Here is a 19,892-nt window from a genome sequence, read left to right as displayed (position 1 = left end):
ACGCAGGAGAGATGCACGGTGGACATCAACTGGCTGATCGATTTCGTCTGCCTCGGCCGCACGCTGAACTTTTCCCGCGCGGCGGAGGAGCGGAACGTCACCCAGTCGGCCTTCAGCCGTCGCATCCGGTCGCTGGAATCCTGGGTCGGCACGACGTTGGTGGACCGATCGAGCTACCCCGTGCAGCTGACGCCGGCGGGCCGGCAATTCCTGTCCACGGCGCAGGTGACGCTGGCCCAGCTGACCGATGCGCGGCAGGCGATCCGGGCGGCCGAGCGCAACAAGCTCCCCCTTCAGCGGATCGCGGCGCTGCATGCGATCTCGGTGAATTTCCTGCAGCCCCGTCTCACCGAGTTTGCAAAGACGATGCCCGACCTTCGCACCCGCGTGGTGTCGGACACCATGGCCGCCTGCTGCCAGCTGCTGACCGATGGCGGCTGCGAGTTCCTGCTCTACTACCGCCACCAGCATGTCGAGCCGATCCTCGACGAGACCCGCTTCGCCCGCAAGGACATCTGCACCGAGGACCTTATCCCGGTGGCCCAGCAGGCGGCGGCGCTGCGCCACGGCTGGACGCTCGGGGGGCCCAGCCGCACGTCGGTGCCCTACCTCAGCTACGACCCCGACACCTTTCTCGGCAGCGTGGTCGACCGCACCATCGGCCAGCGCCAGACGCCGCTCGACATCCGTTACATGGACGCCCTGGCCGAGGCGCTAAAACGGCAGGCGGTGGCCGGCGCCGGCGTGGCGTGGCTACCCGCCTTTTCCATCGCCGAGGAACTGGCCGATGGGCGGCTGGTGCGCATGGGCGGGCCATCCTGGACCGCGCGGCTGACGATCTCGCTGTTCTGCTCGCCCGACCGGCTCGACAAGGTCGGCCGCGCCCTATGGGATGCCTTCTGAGACACACTTCAGGCTGGCCCGGATCACGTCCCAGCCCCGAAAGGCCCGTTCGCGCCCCGACCCGGCCAGCCGCAGCATCCGGATGTCGAGCGGCAGCTCCAGCCCTGCCTCCGCGACCCGCTGCAGCCGCCCGCCATCGAGATCGGGTTGCACGAGCGCCTGCGGCAGCCACGCCACGGCGAGCCCCTCCATCGCATAGCGATAGGCCGCCAGCGTCAGCGCGGTCTCGATCCGCCGATGCAGGGCGACGCCCTCGGGCAGGTTGCGCCACAGCCCGGCGACGAGGCCGCCGAAGAAGACGTCCGACGGGTAGGCCACGACGGGCAGGGCGCCGTCCACGCGCCGCTCCAGCCCCGGGGCGGCAACGGGGATCAGCCGGTCCTGCCCGATCCTGCAGTCCTCGAAGGCCGATCCGGTCTCGGGCACGGCCTCCGAGGCGGCGTAGCTGATCACGAGGTCGGCTGCGCCTGAGAGGAGCATCAGCAGGCATTCGTCCCGGTTGCCGGACCGGATGCGCACGGGGTCGAACCCTGCCCCGGACAGGGTGCGCACGATGCCCGGCGACACTGTCGCGCTGATCGCATGTTGGCAGGCCAGCGTGATCGCGCCGCCTCCGGCCGCGACCTCGGCCACCTCGCGCAGGAGGGTGGACTGCTGCTGCAGGCCGGCGCGCAGGGTCGGCTCCAGCGCATGGGCGGCCGGCAGGAGCGCGACGGGCTTGCGCCGCCGGTCGAACAAGGGGCCGCCCAGCTGCGCCTCGATCGCGTCGATGCGGCGAGTGAAGGCCGATTGAGTGATGTGGCGCGCCTCCGCGGCCCGCGCGAAGGAGCCCGTGTCGATCACGGCGAGGATGTCGGCGATCCAGTCATGGCGCATCGGCGCGGACCCCAAGTTGCGTGTTCTGCATGATACCATGCAAAGCATCCGTTGGTTTTTCAATGCCGGTCCTGCTAACTGGCGATTTGCTCAAATCAGGGAGACGCCGCCATGAACCTCGCCCGCTTTCCGCGCCATTTCCTCGCGCATCTGCCGACACCGCTGGAGCGGCTCGACCGGCTGTCGGCGGAACTCGGTGGTCCCGAGATCTGGATCAAGCGCGACGACTGCACCGGCCTGTCGACCGGCGGCAACAAGACCCGCAAGCTGGAATTCCTGATGGCCGAGGCGCTGCTGCAGGGCGCCGACATGGTGATGACGCAGGGCGCGACCCAGTCGAACCACGCCCGCCAGACCGCCGCCTTCGCCGCCAAGCTGGGGCTCGGCTGCCACCTGCTGCTCGAGGACCGGACCGGGTCGAACGATCCGAACTACAAGGGCAACGGCAATGTCCTGCTCGACCACCTGCACGGCGCGACCACCGAGACGCGGCCGGGCGGGGTCGACATGAACGCCGAGATGGAGGCCGTGGCCGACCGGTTCCGCGCCGAGGGCCGCAAGGTCTACACCATCCCCGGCGGCGGGTCGAACCCCACTGGCGCGCTCGGCTACGTCAACTGCGCCTTCGAGCTTCTCGGCCAGCTGAACGACCGGGCGCTGGTCGTCGACCACATCGTCACCGCCACCGGCAGCGCGGGCACGCAGGCCGGCCTGATCACCGGGCTCAAGGCCTGCAACGCGCAGATCCCGCTCCTCGGCATCGGCGTGCGCGCGCCGCAGCCGGTGCAGGAGGGCAACGTCTACGCACTGGCCTGCAAGACCGCTGAAAAGCTCGGCTGCCCCGGCATTGTCGCCCGCGAGGACGTGGTCGCGGACACCGGCTATGTCGGCGCGGGTTACGGCATTCCGACCGAGGGCGGGCTCGAGGCGATCCGCATGTTCGCCCAGCTCGAGGGCATCCTGCTCGACCCGGTCTATTCGGCCAAGGGCGCGGCGGGGATGATCGACCTGGTCCGCAAGGGCCGGTTCCGCAAGGGCGAGCGCATCGTGTTCCTGCACACCGGAGGCGCGGCGGCGCTGTTCGGGTACGACCAGGCCCTGGCCGCTGCCTGAGCGGTGCGGCTCGGCGCGCGCCTCTTGCCGGCGGGATCGGCCGGCGCGTGGGCCCCGGCGTTGCGCGGGCTCCTTCTGGCCGGGATGGTCGCGGCCGCCGCGACCTTCCTTGCCGACAGCTACGGCGCCCCGGTGATGCTGTTCGCGCTGCTCATCGGCATGGCCCTGCACGCGGTCGCCGAACAGCCGGCCTGTGCCAGCGGGGTCAGGATCGCGTCGCAGACCCTGCTGCGCTGGGGCGTGGCGCTGATGGGCCTGCGCCTCGGTCTCGAGGATGTCGCGGGGCTCGGTTGGCAACCGGTGGCGGGTGTCCTGCTGCTGGTGGGGGCGACGCTCGGGGCAGGGGTGTTCCTGTCCTACGCCTTCGGGCGGCAAAAGGCCTTCGGTCTCCTCGCGGGCGGCTCCGTCGCGATCTGCGGCGCCTCGGCGGCGCTGGCCATCGCCAGCGTCCTGCCCCGCCGCGAGGGGCGCGAGGCCGACACGCTCCTCGTGATCACCGCCGTGACCGTCCTGTCGACCTTCGCCATGGTGGCCTATCCCGTCCTCTTCCGGGCGCTGGGCTTCGGCCCGACCGAAACCGCCTTCCTGATCGGCGCCACCATCCACGACGTCGCACAGGTCGCGGGGGCGGGGCATTCCATCAGCGAGGAGGTCGGCGTGATGGCGACCTTCGTGAAGATGCTTCGCGTGGCGCTGCTGCCCGGGGTGCTGCTGCTCGTCGTCATCCTGATGCGGGAGCCCGGCGGCGGCCGGGCTGGGCTGCCCTGGTTCGTCGTGCTCTTCGTGGTCCTCGCGGTTGTCGGCAACGCGGGGGTCCTGCCGGAAGCGGCCGTTGCGCAGCTCGTGGCCCTGTCCCAGGGCTGCCTCGTGATGGCGATCGCCGCGCTCGGCCTGCGGACGAACCTCGGGCGCATCCTCGAGGTCGACCGCCGCTATACGGCGATGCTGGTGCTCCTGACGGTGTTCCTCCTCGGAGCGGCGCTGATTCTCGTGGTGGCGCTCGGGCTCTGATCCGTGCCCGACCCAACGCGGTCGCTTGGGGCTGGCGGGCGAGGATCTGCACGGGCATGCCCCGTCCCGTCCCCCCGGCGCGCGAAGTCGCTGCGGGGCCGGGTGCGTGGTCGCAAACGGGATGGACGCACGCGGTGTGACGGCCTACCGGAGCATCATGTCCACCGCAGCCTCCGCCTCCCCGTCGTCCGACCGCGTCCTTGCCGGCGTAGCCCTGATGCTGGGGTTCTGCGTGACCGCGCCCCTGCTGGACGTGGCGGCCAAGCTGGCGTCGGCCACCGTGCCGGTCGGACAGATCACGGCCGCCCGCTTCGTGGTCCAATGCGCGCTGATGGCGCCGCTGGTCTGGGCCATGGGGCTGTCGGTGCAGGTGCCGCGGGGGCAGTGGCTGGCGCTCATGGCGCGGGCGGTGTTCCTGCTGGTCTCGACCTTCTGCTTCATCGCCGCGCTGCGCGTGATGCCGCTGGCCGATACGCTGGCGATCGTGTTCGTGGCGCCCTTCATCGTGCTGCTGGTGGGCAAGTTCCACCTCGGCGAAGAGGTCGGCCCGCGCCGCGTCGGGGCGGCGATCGTGGGCTTCGTCGGGGTGCTCTTCGTGATCCAGCCCAGTTTCGCGGCCTTCGGCGCGGTGGCGTTCCTGCCGCTGGGCTCGGCGGTGGGGTTCGCCTTCTACATCCTGGTGACGCGATGCCTGTCGCGGCAGGTGCACCCCGTCATCCTGCAGTTCCACACCGGCCTTCTGGCCAGTCTCGTCTGCGTGCCGTTCTCGGGCTGGCCGAGGGCACGGGGTCGGGGCTCCTCGATCCGGTCTGGCCCGACGGCCTCGCCTGGGTCTGGCTGCTGGGGGTCGGCTTCTTCGCCGCGCTCAGCCACATGATGATGACCTACGCGCTGTCGATGGCGCCCTCGGCCACGCTGGCGCCGATGCAGTATCTCGAACTGCCTGTGGCGGCGCTGATGGGGTATCTCGTGTTCGGCGACTTCCCCAACGCGCTATCGCTGACCGGCATCTTCATCATCATCGCCGCGGGGCTCTACATGATCCACCGGGAACGGGTCACGGCCCGCCGTCTGATGACCGAACGCGCGGCCCCGCCGATCTGACGCCGGCGACGGCGAGCAGCGCGGACCGACCCCTTGCCGGCGCAGAGCCTGTCTGTTGCTCGCAGGCGTCGTCGCCGACGCTGACTGCGTCGAACGGGGCGGGCGGGACGAGGGAGGTGACGGCGACCGCGCCCCGGCGCGCCCGATCTCGATCGTGCCGTTCACGTTGGCGCCGCCGGCGCGTGGTAGGGCCGTCGGTCCTCCGGCACCGCGGCCGGTGGCGCGACCCGGCCGGGCCGCCACCGGCCGTGGTGTCAGGCGGCCGCGATGTCGTCGGGCCTCATGGCGCCGGTCATCAGGGCCACCGCGTCGGACATGCTGATGCTCTTGGGGTCAACCACGCACAGACGCCGGCCGAGTCGGTGGATGTGGATGCGGTCGGCCACCTCGAAGACATGCGGCATGTTGTGGCTGATGAGCACCACCGGCGTGCCGCGCCCGCGCACGTCCTGGATCAGGTCGAGCACCTTGCGGCTTTCCTTGACCCCGAGCGCCGCGGTGGGTTCGTCGAGGATGATGACCTTGGACCCGAAGGCCGCCGCGCGGGCGACCGCAACCCCCTGGCGTTGGCCGCCCGATAGGGTCTCGACCGGCTGGTTGATGTTCTGGATCGTCATCAGGCCGAGTTCCGAGAGCTTCTCGCGCGCGAATTTCTCCATCGCCTTCTGGTCGAGCATCCCGAACCACTTGCCGAGGAGGCCCGGTTTGCGCAGTTCCCGCCCGCAGAACATGTTGTCGGTGATCGACAGGGCAGGGCTCAGCGCAAGCGTCTGGTAGACGCATTCGATGCCGGCCTCGCGCGCCTGCAGCGGCGAGGCATAGCTGACCTCGCGGCCGTCCAGCGTGATTGTTCCCTCGTCGGGCAGCGTCGCGCCCGAGATCGCCTTGATGAGCGAGGACTTGCCCGCGCCGTTGTCGCCGATCACGGCCAGGATCTCGCCGGGCATCAGGTCGAAATCGGCGTGATCGAGGGCGGTGACGCGGCCATAGCGCTTGACCAGGCCGCGGGCCTTGAGAAGGGGCTCCGTCATGCCGACACCTTTCTGATCCATTGGTCGATGGCGACCGCGATAATGATGAGCCAGCCGATGGCGAAGACCTGCCAGAGCACGTCCACCCCGGCGAGCCGGAGGCCCGACTGGAAGACGCCCACGATCAGGGCGCCGAACAACGCGCCCATGATCGAGCCGCGCCCGCCGAAGAGCGAGATGCCCCCGATCACCACGGCCGTGATGCTTTCGAGGTTGCCCTCGTAGAAGCTCTGCGGCGAGATCGAGCCGACCCGTCCGATCGAGGCCCAGGCCGCCAGGGCGCAGATAAAGCCGGCCAGCATGTAGACCTGCCGCAGGGTACGGTCGGTCTGGATGCCGGCAAGTTCCGCGGCCTCCTTGTCGTCGCCGATCATGTAGACGTGGCGGCCCCAGGCGGTCTTGTTCAGGACATACCAGAGCACGACGAAGACCGCGATCATCAGAAGCGTCCCGTAGGTCAGCCGCGCCGACCCGATGGCGATGCTCTGGCCGAAGAATTTCAGGAGCGGCGCCACCTCGTCGATGTCCGAGCCGCGGATCGACTGCGCACCGGACAGGTAGAGGTTGAGCGCGAAGAACACGTTCCACGTGCCCAGCGTGGCGATGAAGGGCGGCAGTTTGACCCGTGTCACTAGCCAGCCGTTCAGGTAGCCCGCCGCGATGCCGCCGATGAAGCTGATCACGATGGCGATGGGGGCGGGCACGCCGAATTCGACGGCCAGCTTGCCCGAGATCACGCTCATCAGCACCATGATCGCGGCGACAGACAGGTCGATGCCTGCCGTCAGGATGATCAGCGTCTGCGCTGCGGCGAGGATGCCGATGATCGAGACCTGCTGCATGATCAGCGACAGGTTGAACGGGGTGAAGAAGCGCTCGCCGGCGACGACGCCGAACACGGCGATCGAGGCCAGCAGCACGATGACGGGCACGAAGGTTGGGTTGGCGTGCAGCACGTGCTGAATCGCGCCGACCATCCCGCGCGGGGCATGATCGAAATCCGCGACGGCGGTGTCGCTGTCCTTGAGGCGCGCCTCGAAGTCCTCGTTGCTGCGGGTGGGTGTGTCCGACATCTTGTGCGCTCCGTCCGACAGGATGGCGGGATGGCCCGGCAAACGGTGGTGCGGGTCATCCGGATGGGGATGTATGGTGCCGGGCGGCACGCGGACCGGGGTCGCGGCATGCCGCCCGGGATCGGGCAGGGTTCAGCCCCAGCAGAGCTCCAGCGCCTCGTCCGAGGTAATCGACTCGATGCCCTCGACCGGCTGGTCGGTGACCAGCATCACGCCGGTGTTGTAGAAATCCAGTCCCTCGGAGTTCTGCGGCATGGTGCCGTTGGTGGCATGGGCGACGATCGCCTCGATGCCCAGCGACGCCATGCGCAGCGGGAACTGCATCGAGGTCGCCCCGATGATTCCGGCGGCCACGTCCCGCACGCCGGGGCAGCCACCGTCGACCGACACGATCAGCGCCTGGTCGGCAAGCCCGAAGGCATTGAGCGCCTCGTAGGCCCCCGCGGCCGCGGGCTCGTTGATCGTATAGACCACGTTGATGCCCGGGTTGATCTGCAACAGGTTCTCCATCGCCGTGCGGCCGCCTTCGGCGTTGCCGTTGGTCACGTCGCTGCCGACGATGCGCGGATCGTCCTCGTCGCCGATGTCGGTCGGGTCGTTCACCTCGATGCCGAAGCCGGTCAGGAAACCCTGGTTGCGGAGGTAGTCGACCGAGACCTCCGACGCGTTCAGGTCGAGCGTCGCGATCAGGGCGTCCGCCGCCGCGTCGCCGAGCGTCGCCGCCGCCCAGGCGCCGATGAGGCGCCCGGCCTCGAAGTTGTCGGTGGCGAAGGTCGCATCGGCCGTGTCGGCGGGTTCGAAGGGGGTGTCGAGCGCGATGACGAGAAGCCCCGCCTCGCGGGCTTGGGTTATGACGGGGGCCAGCGCGCGGCTGTCGGACGGGGTGATGAGGATGCCCGAGGCACCTGCCGCGATGCAGGTCTCGACCGCCGCGACCTGGCTCTCGACATCGCCGTCGATGGCGCCGGCGTAGGTCTGCAGGGTGATTCCGGCGGCTTCGGCCGCGGCGACGGCCCCTTCGCGCATCTTCACGAAGAAGGGGTTGGTGTCGGTCTTGGTGATCAGGCACGCGGTGATGCCGCTGTGCGCGTCGGCATGGGCAAAGCCGGTGAAGGCCGCGATGGCGGCGCCGCTCAGCATGAGCGTCTTGAGTGTCTTGGTCATGGTTTCCTCCCAGATTGCGCTTGGGCGTTCTTGGCGCCCTCGCCCCACCAGCATGCGTCCGGCGGGGTACCGTGTCAATAAATAAATCACTTTGAATTATTAATTGACAGGCTTCTACGACCTGCCAAGATGGAGCATGGGAGGACGACGATGAGAGCGGCAATCGACACAGTCCGCAGCGGGGTGCCCTTGGAACCACTGGGAACGAACCAATCCGGCATGCGGGCGCATAACGAGCGTCTCGTCCTGACCCTGATCCGGCGCCACGGCGCCTTGCCCAAGTCCGAGATCGCGCGGCTGACCGGGCTGTCGGCCCAGACGGTGTCGGTCATCATGCGGGCGCTCGAGGAGGACGGGCTGATCCTGCGCGGCGAGCCGCAGCGCGGCCGCGTCGGCCAGCCGTCGGTGCCGATGCGTCTGAACCCCCGCGGGGCGTTTTTCCTCGGGCTCAAGATCGGGCGTCGATCGGTCGAGATGGTGCTGACCGATTTCATGGGCACGATCATCGCCCGGCAGATGCGCCTCCACCAGTACCCGGACTATGACGCCGTGCTCGACTTCGTGGTCGCGTCGGCGGCCCAGCATGTCGAGGCTCTCGCCCCGCGCGAGCGCGCCCGCCTCGCGGGGCTGGGGATCGCCATGCCCTTCCAGATCTGGGGCTGGGCGCCGGTGATCGGCATGGACCCCGCCCTGATGACCCCGTGGACACAGCGCGATATCCGCCAGGACCTTGCCGAGCGACTGACCTTGCCCGTGTTCCTGCAGAACGACGCCACCGCGGCCTGCAGCGCCGAACTGGTCTTCGGCCTGAACGAGCAGCCCGCGAACTACCTGCATTTCTACGTCGCCTTCTTCATCGGGGGCGGTGTCGTGCTCGAGGGGCGGCTGTTCCAGGGTCCGACTGGAAATGCCGGTGCGGTTGGGTCGATGCCCGTGCCCGACAGCGCCGGCCGCATACGTCAGCTGATCGACCTCGCCTCGCTGGCGACGCTTGAGGCGCGGCTCCGCGCGGCGGGTCTGGATTCGGACGGGTTGTGGACCTCCCCGGTGCACTGGGACCTGCCGCCGGACATCCTGTCGGCCTGGGTCGACGAGGCGGCCGATGCCATCGCCCACGCCATCCACGCCGCGCTCGCCGTGCTCGATTTCTCGGCGGTCAAGATCGATGGCTGGATGCCGGCGGCCTTGCGCAGGGACCTGACCCGCAGGATCGCAGCGCGCCTTGCGGAACGCGACCTGACCGGCCTCGACATGCCCGACGTGCAGGAGGGCAGCATCGGCCCCGACGCGCGCGCCCTCGGGGCGGCCAGCCAACCCCTGCTCGCGCGCTTCCTCGTGGGCTACGTGAGATGAGCGATCCGCGCACGGGGCGGGCCGGTCGCGCAGCGGCCCAAGGCCACCTGGCGTGGATAGACCCATAAGGTGATCGGGCAGGCGCTCGACGATACGGGCGTGAGCAGCGCGACGGACAGGCCCGGGACCGCCAACGGCGTCCGCGCGCTGTTTCGTCCATCGTAACGCAGAAGGCCCGTCGCGGACCGTCGCCGGCGCATCCCGGGGCAGGGGGGGCGCCTTGTCGGGCAGGCCCTTTTCCCCGGGGCCGCCAGCCCCTCCCGACCGATCCAAGGGGCGAGAGCCCGCCGGTTATCGGATAACAGGGGGCCTGCGATTGCGGGCTCGGGGGGCGAGGCGTATGTCCTTGTCCATTGCGTCGCCCCCAACTGGACCCGAACACATGCGCAGCACCCTCCGCACCTCCACCGCCCTGATCGCCAGCCTGTCGATCGCGCTCGGCCATGTGCCCGTCGCGGCGATCGCCCAGGAGTTCGACGCCACCCGCTGCGCCGCCGGCGAGGACGAGGCCGCGTGCCGCACCCGCCTGCTGGAGGAAGCGCTCGCCGCAGAGGCCGAGGCGGCCCGGATCGCCGCCGAGCAGGCCGCCGCAGCCGAGGCTGCCCGGATCGCGGCGGAGCAGGCCGCGGCGGAGGAGGCGGCGCGTCTCGCCGCTGAGCAGGCCGCGGCGGAGGAAGCGGCGCGTCTCGCCGCTGAGGAGGCTGCGCGCCTTGCCGCTGAGGAAGCTGCGCGCGTGGCGGCGGAGCAGGCCGCCGCGGACGAGGCGGCCCGGCTCGCTGCCGAAGCGGAGGCCGCGCGTCTGGCCGCGGAACAGGCCGCCGCCGAGGAAGCCGCCCGCATCGCCGCCGAGCAGGCTGCGGCGGATGACGCGGCCCGTATCGCCGCCGAACAGGCTGCGGCCGATGACGCGGCCCGGATCGCCTCGGAACAAGCCGCCGCAGAGGAGGCAGCGCGCCTCGCCGCGGAACAAGCCGCCGCGGAGGAGGCCGCGCGCCTTGCCGCGGAGCAAGCCGCCGCGGAGGCCGCCGCCGCCGCCGAAGGCGAGACGACCACCGAACCCGAGGCGCCCGCCACGGGCGAGACCGCGACAAGTGAACCCGTCAGCGACGAGGCCGCCCTTGCCGCTGCGCTGGCAGCCGCGGCCGCCGCGGCGGAGGGTGCGACGGAGACCTCGGGCGAGACCGCCGACACGGGCCTCGTCCAGCCTCTGCCCCCGGCCGAGGTTGACGCGGCCGCACTCGCCGCCGCGCAGGAGGCCGCCGACGCCGCCGAGCTGGCCGCGCCCGAGGACGTCGACCCCGTGGCGGAAACCGAGACCGAGATCGCCATCGCCGAGACCGAGGCCGTCGAAACCCTGCAGTCGCTCGCCCTGCAGGAGGAGGCCGCCCCCGTCGTCGTCGGCGTCGAGGAGGTCATCACCGAGGAGAGCGCCCGCCGCCCGGACGAGGATTTCGACCGGCTGCTGACCGCCACCACCGAGGGTTCGGCCCCGCCGCCGTCCAACCGGGGCGGGCTGAGCGGGACCGAGGGCCTGATCCTCGGCGCGCTGGCGGGCCTGGCCATCGGCACGGTCATCGCGGGCAACCGGCAGGTGGTGAACCGGGCCGACGACCGCATCGTCGTGCTGCGCCCCGAGGGCGATTACCAGGTGATCCGCGACGACGACACGCTGCTGCGCCGGCCCGGGTCGCGCGTGTTCACCGACCAGTTCGCCGACGGGTCCTCGCGCACCGTGATCGTGCAGCCGGACGGCACGCAGGTCATCACCGTGCGCGACCGTGACCTGCGCATCCTGCGCCGCACCGTGGTGGCGCCCGACGGCACGCGGACCGTGCTGATCGACGACATCGCGGTCTACCAGCCCGTCGTGGTGTCCGAGCTGCCGCAGGTGCGGCCCGGTTCGGCGCTGGTGACCGGGGCCGCCACCGGCGACACCGCCGCGCTGGCCCGCGCGCTCGAGGGGCAGGCGTCGGTGGACCGCGGCTTCAGCCTGGCGCAGATCCGGTCGATCCGGGCGGTGCGCGACCTTGCCCCGGCGGTGAACCTCGAAAGCGTCACCTTCGCCACCGGCTCGGCCGCGATCACGCCCGACCAGGCGGCGCAGCTCCTGGCGCTGGGCCGCTACATGTCCGACGCCATCGCCCGCAACCCGCGCGAGGTGTTCCTGATCGAGGGCCACACCGACGCCACCGGCAGCGCGTCGTTCAACCTCGGCCTGTCGGACCGCCGCGCCGAGACCGTGGCGCTGGCCCTGACCGAGTATTTCGGCGTGCCGGCGCAGAACATGGTGATCCAGGGCTATGGCGAGGAATTCCTGCTGATCCCCACGCTGGAGAACGAGCGGCTGAACCGCCGCGTCGCGGTGCGGCGGATCACCGACCTGCTGCGGGTCGCGGCGGCGCAGTGACGCGCGCCCCCCGGGCGGCCCCGCCACGGGCCCGCGCCACGCCCGAAGGTCGCCAAATACCCTCTCCGCCGGCCGCCCTGCGCCGGCGGAGATGCCGCATGTCCTGATGCGCGGCCGGAGGGTCGTCGCCGCGATGCCCCCCGGCCGGGCCGCCCCGCCCGTGCCCGGGACCGTGGCGCCGCCTGCGCAACGCGCCGTTTTCGCTTCATAGTTTTGCCCCACTCGCCCCCTAACCGAACCCAAGGGACAAAAACGCGAGGTAGGAACGATGAACAGGACCTGGGGTTTGGCCGCGGCCGGCGTCTTGGCGGTTGCGGCGGTGAAGACCGCTCTTGTCGTGCAGGTCCTGATGGACCCCGCGCAGGTGGATCCAGTGACCGTCTCGGGCCTTTTTGCCGGCTTCACGGTGATGACGGCCGGCGTCGCCTACGTCACCTTCACCCGCATCCGCGCCCATCTCGAGGCGCTGCGCCGGAGCCGCGTGGCGGCCGGGCTGGACGAGGGCGCCTCGAAGGAGACCGTCATCGCCCAACATGCCGTCGAGTGGGGCCTGTCGCAGGCCGAGACGGAGGTCGCGCTGTTCGTGGCCAAGGGCTTCTCCAACGCCGAGATCGCCTCCATGCGCGGCTGTGCCATCGCCACGGTGAAATCGCAGCTGGGCAGCATCTATCAGAAATCGGGCCTCGAAACCCGCTACCAGCTGATGGCCTTCGTCACCGACGAGGTCTGCGCGCTGGCCCAGGACACCACGGTTGCGGCCGACGCCGCGCCGGCCCGCGTCGCCCCGGCCGCGCAGCCGGTCGCCCCCTTCCGCCGCCTGCGCCAGTCGCTGCCGCCGGCGGCCTGACGCGCCCCGGCCCGGCGCGCTATTCGACCAGCGCCGGCGGCTCGCAGTGGCGCGCCAGCAGCGTCAGCGCGCCAGAGCCCGGCGTCAGCCCCGCCGCCGCCAGGCTCGCGTCCACCGCCGCGTCGAGCGGACCGGCCAGCGCCAGCATCAGCTGGTCGGGCAGCGCCGCCAGCAGGCCCGCCACGACCGGCGCGGCCGGGCCCGACACGAGGCCCTGGTGCTCCGGCTTCACCCGCAGTTCCAGCCCGCCCGGCCCCAGCGCCGTGGCGATGGCGCTGCCGATCAGCGCGTCCGACCCGAACGTCCGCCTGTGCGCGCCCCGCTGCCACTGGTCGAGCGTGAAGGCGACCTCGGCCCGGTCCGGCTGGCCGACCCGCGCCGCGCCACGCACCTGCAGGGTCAGCCGCTCGATCACCAGGTCCGGCAGCAGCGGCAGGTCGATGCGGATCGACACGTCCAGCAGATCGGCAAAGCCCAGGCTCGCGGGGTCGATCGGCCCCGCGGCGGCCCCGTCCGGCAGCGTGCCGATGTAGACGGCCGCCACGGCGCCGCCCGCCGCCGGCGCGAGGGGCGCGCGCGCCGTGGCGAAGCGGGCGACGATGTCGGCGGGGTCCCGCGCCGAGCAGGTCCGATCCAGAAGGGTAGCGGTCACCCCGCCCAGTTCCGCCGTGACGGGCAGGCGCAGCCGGGTCGCCACGACGGCGGCCCCGAGCGGCCCGAGGCGCGCGGGGTCGATCTCGATGGCGGCGGTCACGGTGCCGGCGGCGGCGTGGAGCGTGTCGCCGGGTTCCGCGACCCGGGCGACGGCGGTGGCCCCCGTCGCGGGGCCGAGGCGCAGGGCGGCATCGACCGCGAGGACGCCGGGGATCACGGTGTCGACCGCCAGGTCCACCTCGGCGGCGCGGGCCGCCGCGTCGGCCAGCGCCCCGAGGAGGCCCAGGACCGGCAGGCGCGTGTCGTCGAGAAAGCCCGTGAGCGTCAGGCCCAGGCCGGCATCGCCCGCCACGAGGCCGGCCACGGGCAGGCGCGGCAGGCCGGGCGGGTCCGGCAACCGGCCGAGGACCGGCCCGAGCGCGGTGGGCGCGACCGCCCGCAGCGCCCGCATCACCTGCGCGCCCGTCGCCTCCTGCACCAGCAGATCGGCCGGGTTCGCCCCGGAAAACCCGGTCTCGACCGCGAGCGCGGCGAGGAGGGCGCCCGCGTCGACCTCGGCCGAGGCAAGCAGGCCGTCCTCGGCCGGGGTGAGGGGCAGGGCGACGCCGAAGCCGGCCGACAGCGCCCGCGCCCGCGCCTGCGGCGACAGCCGCGCAAGCCGCGCCTCCAGCGAGAAACCGACAGCCTCGGTGCGGGTGGCCGTGGCCGCGCCGGCGATGCGCGTCGCCTCGGCCGCGGCGAGGACGCTGGCGAAGTAGAGCGGCGCCTCGGCGTCGAGGCGCAGCGCGACCGCGTTGATGCGGGGGTCGCCCGGGTCGAGCGGCGTGAAGCGCGCGTCCCGCGGCAGGGCCGGGTTGCGCAGGTAGCGGCCGTAGGTCACGTCGCCCACGGCCCCGGCCGGCAGCCCGTTGCGGTCGAGCATCACGGCCAGCCGCTCCTCGGGCGCCCGGAGCCCGGCGGCGACACCCAGCGCCACGAGATCGCTGCGCGCCTGCAGCTGCGCCCGTTCGCGCGCCAGCGCGGCGATGTCGACGCCGAGCGCCACGAAGCCGAACAGCACGGTCAGGCACAGGGCCACCACCACGGCGGCCGCGCCGTCCTCGGCGGCGCCGAACCGGCGCCGGGTCGCGGGATCAGTAGGCAAGATAGGCGCTCCCCTGCAGGGTGGTGACGTCGAGCCCGAGAAACCCGTTGGCGATGTCGAGAACCGAGCCGCGGGTGTCGTAGAGGATGCGGACGCTGATCGCCTCGGACGGGCTGTCCTCGAACAGGATCTCGGCCCGGATCATCGCGGGGTCCAGGAGCACGAAGCGGCCGTGCGCGGCGGCGACGTAGTCCTGGGCGATGGCGGCGCGTTCCGCCTCGGTGATGCCGCCCACGCTGGCGCGGGCGGTGCCGGCGGCCAGTTGCTGGACGGAATGGCTGAGCGCCATGGCGTAGCCCGCGCAGATGGTCCCGAACAGGAGCGAGATCAGCAGCGGCGCCAGAAGGACAGTCTCGACCGCCACGGCGCCGCTGTCGCAGCGGAGCCAGCGCCGGGCGAGGGGGGGCAGGCGGGTCGGGCGCGTCATCTCAGGCCCCCGTCAGGATGTTGTCGAGGATGCGCAGGACCGCCGGGCCGACCAGCACGATGAAGACCGAGGGCATGATGCAGAAGATCAGCGGCACGGTCATCAGGACCGGCAGGCGCGAGGCCTGTTCCTCGATCCGGTGCAGGCGGTCGCCGCGCAGCTCGGCGGTCAGGGTGCGCATGGCGCGCGAGAACGGCGTGCCGTAGGTGTCGGACTGGTGCAGCGCCTGCGTGAAGGTGGCGATCTCGGGCAGGGGCACGCGGTCGCACAGGTGGGCGTAGGCCGACTGCCGGTCGTTGGTGAGCCGGGTCTCCGAGACCATCTTGAGGATCTCGCGCGACAGGTCGGGGTGCGCGGGGGCCAGTTCGCGGGCGACGCGGTGCAGGGCGGGTTGGGGGCCGAGCCCGGCCTCGCTGGTGATGACGAGCAGCTCCAGCAGGTCCGGCAGGCCGCGGCGCAGCTGGTCGAGCCGGCGCTTGCGCAGCACGTCGAGCGCGATGTCGAGCCCCTTGGATACCGCCAGCGCCAGCGCCAGCACCGTGGCCGCGGGGATGGCGAGCCCGGCCCAGCCGCGCTCCGACCCCGTGGCGAGGATCGCGCCGGCGGCGACGATGGACACGGGCAGCACGGTCTTGAGGATGGCGTAGACCACCAGCGCGTCGCGGCCGTGGAACCCCGCCGCCTCGAGGTCGCGGGCGGTGGCCGCCCCCTCGCCGCCGAGCAGCACGTCGATCCGGTCGCCGATGCGCGCCAAGATCCGCGCCGTCGCCCGGGTGCCGGCCGCGGCCAGCGAGTGGCGGGGGGACAGCGGCGCCGCCCCGGGTCCGCCCGCCCCGAGACGGGACACCGCGCGCTGCAGCCGCAGCTGCCGCAGCTCCTGCATCCGCGCCTCGGCCAGCAGGCACAGCAGCGCCAGCAGCGCCAGCACGAGGCTTGCAAATCCGATCCAGACCATGGCGGTCTCGAACTCCGCCGTCAGCCATCCGGTCACGCGGTTCAGTATCTCAGACATCCAGCTTGCCCATCTTCGTCATCATCAGGATCCCGAGGCCGATCAGGGCCAGCCCGATGATCAGCATGGCGCGGCCGCGCGGGTCAGTCAGGAGCGGCTCGAGGTAGCCCGGGTTCAGCACCCACAGCACCACGCCCACCGCGAAGGGCAGCGCGGCCAGGATCGCGGCGCTGGCGCGGGCCTCGGCCGACAGGGCGCGGGCCTTCTGGCGCAGCTTGCGGCGGTCGCGCAGCTGCGCGGCGAGGTTCTCGGTCGTCTCGACGAGGTTGCCCCCCGTTTCGGCCTGCAGCGCGACGGCCACGCCGAAGAACCGGGCCTCGGGCGTCGGCATCCGGGCGGCCAGCTCGTCGAAGGCGGCGGTCAGGGTGGCGCCCATGCGGATCCGGTCGCGGCAGCGGGCCAGTTCCCCGCGCAGGGGGTCGCGGGCCGAGGCCACCACGATTCCCAGCCCGTCGGCCACGGGCCGCCCCGCCTTGAGGCTGCGCGCGAAGATGTCGAGCGCGTCGGGCAGGGCGGCGGTAAAGGCCGCCAGCCGGCGGCGGGTGGCGATGGCCAGCGCGGCGGCCAGCCCTGCCGGCGGCAGGGCCAGCGCCAGGGCCAGGGCGACGGCCGGCGAAAGCCCGATCGCCAGGGTACCCGCCGCGTAGACGCCAAGCGCCGCCAGCGACATCTGCACCGTCAGCTCGGCGCCGGACAGCTGCAGGCCGGCGCGGTCGATCCGCTGATCGAGCCAGGCCAGCGCCCGCGCCGCCGGACCCTGCCGCCCGAAGCGGCGCGCCCGGCGCAGGCCCCTGTCGCGCGCCGCGCCGGGCAGCGGCCGGTCGGCCGGCCGCGCCTCGGCCCCCGCCCGCCGCAGCCGCAGCCGGTGGCGCTGCAGGCCCCGGTCGCGCAGTACGAGGGCGATGCCGCCGAGGCCGCACAGGCCCGCGACGCCGCCGGCGAGGATCAGGATCTGGGGGTCGGGCAACATGGGTCAGGCTCCGAGAATGCGGTCGAGGTCGTCGGCGAGGCCGTAGTCGGCCGCCCGGGTGGCGAAGGCCGGCCGGTAGCCGGAATGGACGAAGCTGCCGCGCACGGTGTCGCGGGTGCTGTCGGGGCTGACGCGGAAGGTGAAGATGTCCTGCAGGGTGATCGCCTCGTCCGCGCGGCCCACGATCTCGGACACCGAGGTGACCCGACGGCGGCCGTCGCGCATCCGGCTGACCTGCACGACCAGCTGCACCGCGTCGGCCAGCTGCCGCCGCACCACCGCCGGTCCGGCGGCGAAGCCGGCCAGCGCGGCCATGTTCTCGATCCGGGTCAGGGCCTCGCGGGGGGAATTGGCGTGCAGCGTGGACATCGACCCGTCATGGCCGGTGTTCATCGCCTGCAGGAGATCGAGCACCTCCTCGCCGCGGATCTCGCCGATGATGATGCGGTCGGGGCGCATCCGCAGCGCGTTGCGCATCAGGGTGCGGATGGTGACCTCGCCGGTGCCCTCGACGTTGGGCGGGCGGGTCTCGAAGCGGACGACATGGGGCTGCAGCAGCCGCAGCTCGGCCGCGTCCTCGATGGTGACGACGCGCTCGTTCTGGGGAATGAACTCGGACAGCGCGTTCAGCAGCGTCGTCTTGCCCGAGCCGGTGCCGCCGGCGATCAGGATGTTGAGGCGCAGCACCGAGGCGAGGCCCAGGAACGCGGCCATCTGCGCCGACAGGCTGCCCTTTTCGACCAGCGTGTCCAGCCGCACGGGCGACTTGGGGAACTTGCGGATGGTGATGGCCGGCCCGTCGATGGCCAAGGGCGGCACCGCCACGTTCACGCGGCTGCCGTCCTTGAGGCGGGCGTCGACCATCGGCTGGGCCTCGTCGATGCGGCGCCCGACCTCGCCGACGATCCGGCTGGCCACGGCCATGACATGATCGTTGTCGCGGAACCGGACCGGGCAGAGCTCCAGCTTGCCGCCGCGCTCGACGTAGACCCGGTCGGCGCCGTTCACCATGATGTCGGTGATGCTGTCGTCGGCCATCAGCGCCTCGAGCGGGCCGAGGCCCAGCATGTCGGCCAGGATGGTCGCCACCAGCCCGTCGATCTCGGCGCGGTTGAGCTGCAGGCGGCGGGTCTCGCACAGGCCGTGGACCGCCTCGCGGATCGTGGTCTGCTGCTCGGCCGGCGACTGCGCGGCGAGGGCGGAGAAATCCAGCACCTGCGCCAGGTCGCGCGGGATGTCCTGCCAGGCGGGGCGGGCCGCCGGCTCCGGCGGCGGGGCGGCGTCGGCGGCGGGCGCGGGGTCGGCGTCGCGCGCCGGGGCCGGCGCTGGGGCGATGGCCAGGCTCTGGACCGCCGCCTCCAGCAGCTGGCGTTGCCGGTCCAGCGGCCAGGCGTGGCCGTCGCGTTCCAGCACGTAGGTCAGCGCGGCGTTCGCGCGGGACAGGGGCGTCATGCCGGCGGCGTCGATCCTCCGCGCCACGGCGACGATGCGCTGCACCGCCTGCGCGGCGGCTGTATCGGGCAGGGCGGCGGTCATCCCGCGCTCCGGCCGAGCAGGCCGCGCAGGAACCGCGCGCCGGGCTTGCCGCGCCGCGCCCCGGCGTCTGCCGGCGCCGACAGCTCGGCCCAGAGGCGCAGCACGGCGCGGGCGTAGGCCCCGTTCGGCGCCTGGGTGACGGCGGGCTGGCCGCGGCGGTGGGCGCGCATCAGCGCGGCATCGCTGCGCGGCAGGACGTGGCGGATGTCGATCTCGAGCGCGGCACTCAGGTCGGCGCGGGACAGGGCGGCGTCTGCCCTGAGCTCGGACAGGACCGGCACCACCTGCAGGTGCGGGGCGGCGTCCCGCAGATGGGCCAGCGCCCGCGCGGCGGCCTGCACGCCCGAATAGCCCGCCGGCACGACCAGCACGAGGCTGCGCAGCGCGGCGAGAAGGCCCGGCTGGTCGAACAGCAGCTCGCGCGGCAGGTCGACCACCGTGGTCTCGAAATGCTGGGCGACGCCGTGCACGACGCGTCCGATGCGTCCCTGCAGGGCCCGCACGTCGGCCAGGCCCGCGGCGGCGCTGGAATAGAGCGCCAGCCGGTCGCCGAGGTGGTCCATGGAATTGCGCAGGAAGGTCTCGTCGATCCGGTCGGGGGCGGACAGCGCCTCGATCAGTCCGCGGCTGTGGTCGCGGTTCAGGTCGCAGCCGATGCTGCCGAAACGCAGGTCGCCGTCGATCAGCGCGGTCTGCCGCCGGGTGCGGGCCGAGGCCGCCGACAGCGCCGCCAGGTTCTGCGCCAGCAGGCTTGCGCCCACGCCGCCGTTGCTGCCGGTCACGCCGATCCGCAGGGTCGGGTCGAGCGCCGGGGTGGGGGCGTTCGCCACGGTCTGCGCGAGGCTTTGCACGAGGTCGGCGACCTCGACCGGAAAGGCGAAGTAGTCGGTCGCGCCGGCCTTGCGGATGGCGCGGTAGGTGCCGAGGTCGGACTGCCGCCCGAAGGCGACGAGGCGGGCCCCGGCACGGCCGATGGCCGACACGCTTTCGCAGGCGAGGTCGAGCGGCAGGTTGCCGATCTCGGCCAGCACCGGCCCGGTGCCGACCTCGGGCCCGAGCCGGGCCGCGGCGCTGACGCCGCCGCCGTGCAGGGTCGGGGCCGGGGCGCCGATGTTGGCGGCCACCGCGCGGGCAAGATCGGCACCTTCCTCGGTGCAGACGAAGGCCACGATCGGGTCCGGTCGCGACCGGGACAGGGTCGGCTGTGCCATGGGGGTCTCCAGGGTGCGTCGTGTCGGGAGGGGAGGGGGCAGGCGCGGGCACGCGG

General features: G+C 72.4%; 16 protein-coding genes and 1 pseudogene. 7 read left to right on the top strand and 10 right to left on the bottom strand.

Annotated elements, in window-relative coordinates; genetic code table 11:
* Positions 1 to 18 precede the first annotated feature (18 nt).
* On the top strand, positions 19 to 903 hold the full coding sequence (locus HCU73_RS15250) for a LysR substrate-binding domain-containing protein (RefSeq protein ID WP_168624321.1): 885 nt from the start codon (positions 19 to 21) through the stop codon (positions 901 to 903).
* Here the strand turns inward: HCU73_RS15250 and HCU73_RS15245 are convergent.
* A complete protein-coding gene (locus HCU73_RS15245; RefSeq protein WP_168624320.1) occupies positions 886 to 1,779 on the bottom strand; it encodes a LysR family transcriptional regulator in 894 nt (297 codons plus the stop codon). The two genes, HCU73_RS15250 and HCU73_RS15245, sit on opposite strands and share 18 nt — an antisense overlap.
* Before the next feature lie 111 nt (positions 1,780 to 1,890).
* Here HCU73_RS15245 and cuyA point away from each other — a divergent pair, with 111 nt between their 5' ends.
* The 3 genes and pseudogenes from cuyA to HCU73_RS15230 all read left to right on the top strand — a co-directional run bounded on the left by cuyA (position 1,891) and on the right by HCU73_RS15230 (position 5,007).
* Entirely contained in the window at positions 1,891 to 2,892 is a 1,002-nt protein-coding gene (gene cuyA / locus HCU73_RS15240) for a D-cysteate sulfo-lyase (RefSeq protein WP_168624319.1), read from the top strand.
* A gap of 60 nt (positions 2,893 to 2,952) precedes the next feature.
* Positions 2,953 to 3,903 carry a YeiH family protein gene (locus tag HCU73_RS15235; protein ID WP_239025589.1) on the top strand — a complete coding sequence of 317 codons (951 nt, stop codon included), beginning with the start codon at positions 2,953 to 2,955 and terminating at the stop codon, positions 3,901 to 3,903.
* Positions 3,904 to 4,060: 157 nt separating this feature from the next.
* Positions 4,061 to 5,007, top strand: a pseudogene (locus tag HCU73_RS15230) (DMT family transporter).
* A 254-nt stretch (positions 5,008 to 5,261) separates the two neighbouring features.
* Here HCU73_RS15230 and HCU73_RS15225 read toward each other — a convergent pair.
* The 3 genes from HCU73_RS15225 to HCU73_RS15215 all read right to left on the bottom strand — a co-directional run bounded on the left by HCU73_RS15225 (position 5,262) and on the right by HCU73_RS15215 (position 8,275).
* Positions 5,262 to 6,038 (bottom strand): ATP-binding cassette domain-containing protein, encoded by a 777-nt coding sequence (locus HCU73_RS15225; RefSeq protein ID WP_168624318.1) that lies wholly within the window; start codon positions 6,036 to 6,038, stop codon positions 5,262 to 5,264.
* Complete coding sequence (locus tag HCU73_RS15220) at positions 6,035 to 7,111, bottom strand: ABC transporter permease (protein ID WP_168624317.1); 1,077 nt, start codon at positions 7,109 to 7,111, stop codon at positions 6,035 to 6,037. The genes HCU73_RS15225 and HCU73_RS15220 overlap by 4 nt, the downstream gene beginning before the upstream one ends.
* Positions 7,112 to 7,243: 132 nt before the next feature.
* Positions 7,244 to 8,275, bottom strand: coding sequence for a substrate-binding domain-containing protein (locus HCU73_RS15215; RefSeq protein WP_168624316.1), 1,032 nt, complete (start codon positions 8,273 to 8,275; stop codon positions 7,244 to 7,246).
* A 150-nt stretch (positions 8,276 to 8,425) separates the two neighbouring features.
* Between HCU73_RS15215 and HCU73_RS15210 the strand changes: the two genes are divergently transcribed.
* The 3 genes from HCU73_RS15210 (at position 8,426) to HCU73_RS15200 (ending at position 12,882) form a co-directional block, all read left to right on the top strand.
* Entirely contained in the window at positions 8,426 to 9,628 is a 1,203-nt protein-coding gene (locus HCU73_RS15210; protein WP_168624315.1) for an ROK family transcriptional regulator, read from the top strand.
* A gap of 382 nt (positions 9,629 to 10,010) precedes the next feature.
* Entirely contained in the window at positions 10,011 to 12,035 is a 2,025-nt protein-coding gene (locus HCU73_RS15205; protein ID WP_168624314.1) for an OmpA family protein, read from the top strand.
* 319 nt (positions 12,036 to 12,354) lie between these two features.
* Positions 12,355 to 12,882: a LuxR C-terminal-related transcriptional regulator gene (locus HCU73_RS15200; RefSeq protein WP_168624313.1), complete on the top strand. Its 528-nt coding sequence runs from the start codon at positions 12,355 to 12,357 to the stop codon at positions 12,880 to 12,882.
* A gap of 19 nt (positions 12,883 to 12,901) precedes the next feature.
* Here the strand turns inward: HCU73_RS15200 and HCU73_RS15195 are convergent, their stop codons facing one another.
* From HCU73_RS15195 to HCU73_RS15170, 6 genes are read right to left on the bottom strand one after another with little or no spacing between them, the layout of a single operon-like run.
* The gene (locus HCU73_RS15195) at positions 12,902 to 14,680 is read right to left on the bottom strand and encodes a TadG family pilus assembly protein (RefSeq protein WP_168624312.1); all 1,779 of its coding nucleotides are present in this window, start codon (positions 14,678 to 14,680) and stop codon (positions 12,902 to 12,904) included.
* Positions 14,670 to 15,107: a TadE/TadG family type IV pilus assembly protein gene (locus HCU73_RS15190; protein WP_168624311.1), complete on the bottom strand. Its 438-nt coding sequence runs from the start codon at positions 15,105 to 15,107 to the stop codon at positions 14,670 to 14,672. Before HCU73_RS15190 ends, HCU73_RS15195 begins: the two co-directional genes overlap by 11 nt.
* Position 15,108: 1 nt before the next feature.
* Positions 15,109 to 16,119, bottom strand: coding sequence for a type II secretion system F family protein (locus HCU73_RS15185; RefSeq protein ID WP_168624310.1), 1,011 nt, complete (start codon positions 16,117 to 16,119; stop codon positions 15,109 to 15,111).
* Positions 16,112 to 17,089 (bottom strand): type II secretion system F family protein, encoded by a 978-nt coding sequence (locus tag HCU73_RS15180; RefSeq protein WP_168624309.1) that lies wholly within the window; start codon positions 17,087 to 17,089, stop codon positions 16,112 to 16,114. The genes HCU73_RS15185 and HCU73_RS15180 overlap by 8 nt, the downstream gene beginning before the upstream one ends.
* A 3-nt stretch (positions 17,090 to 17,092) precedes the next feature.
* Positions 17,093 to 18,625 (bottom strand): TadA family conjugal transfer-associated ATPase, encoded by a 1,533-nt coding sequence (locus HCU73_RS15175; RefSeq protein WP_239025588.1) that lies wholly within the window; start codon positions 18,623 to 18,625, stop codon positions 17,093 to 17,095.
* Positions 18,622 to 19,836, bottom strand: coding sequence for a CpaE/TadZ family protein (locus HCU73_RS15170; RefSeq protein ID WP_168624308.1), 1,215 nt, complete (start codon positions 19,834 to 19,836; stop codon positions 18,622 to 18,624). The genes HCU73_RS15175 and HCU73_RS15170 overlap by 4 nt, the downstream gene beginning before the upstream one ends.
* Positions 19,837 to 19,892: the final 56 nt, after the last annotated feature.

The sequence above is a fragment of the Roseicyclus persicicus genome, from assembly GCF_012395815.1.
GTDB classification, from domain to species: domain Bacteria; phylum Pseudomonadota; class Alphaproteobacteria; order Rhodobacterales; family Rhodobacteraceae; genus Roseicyclus; species Roseicyclus persicicus.
The sequence above is the reverse complement of the archived record's forward strand: the minus strand, read 5'-3'. Positions and strand labels throughout refer to the sequence as shown.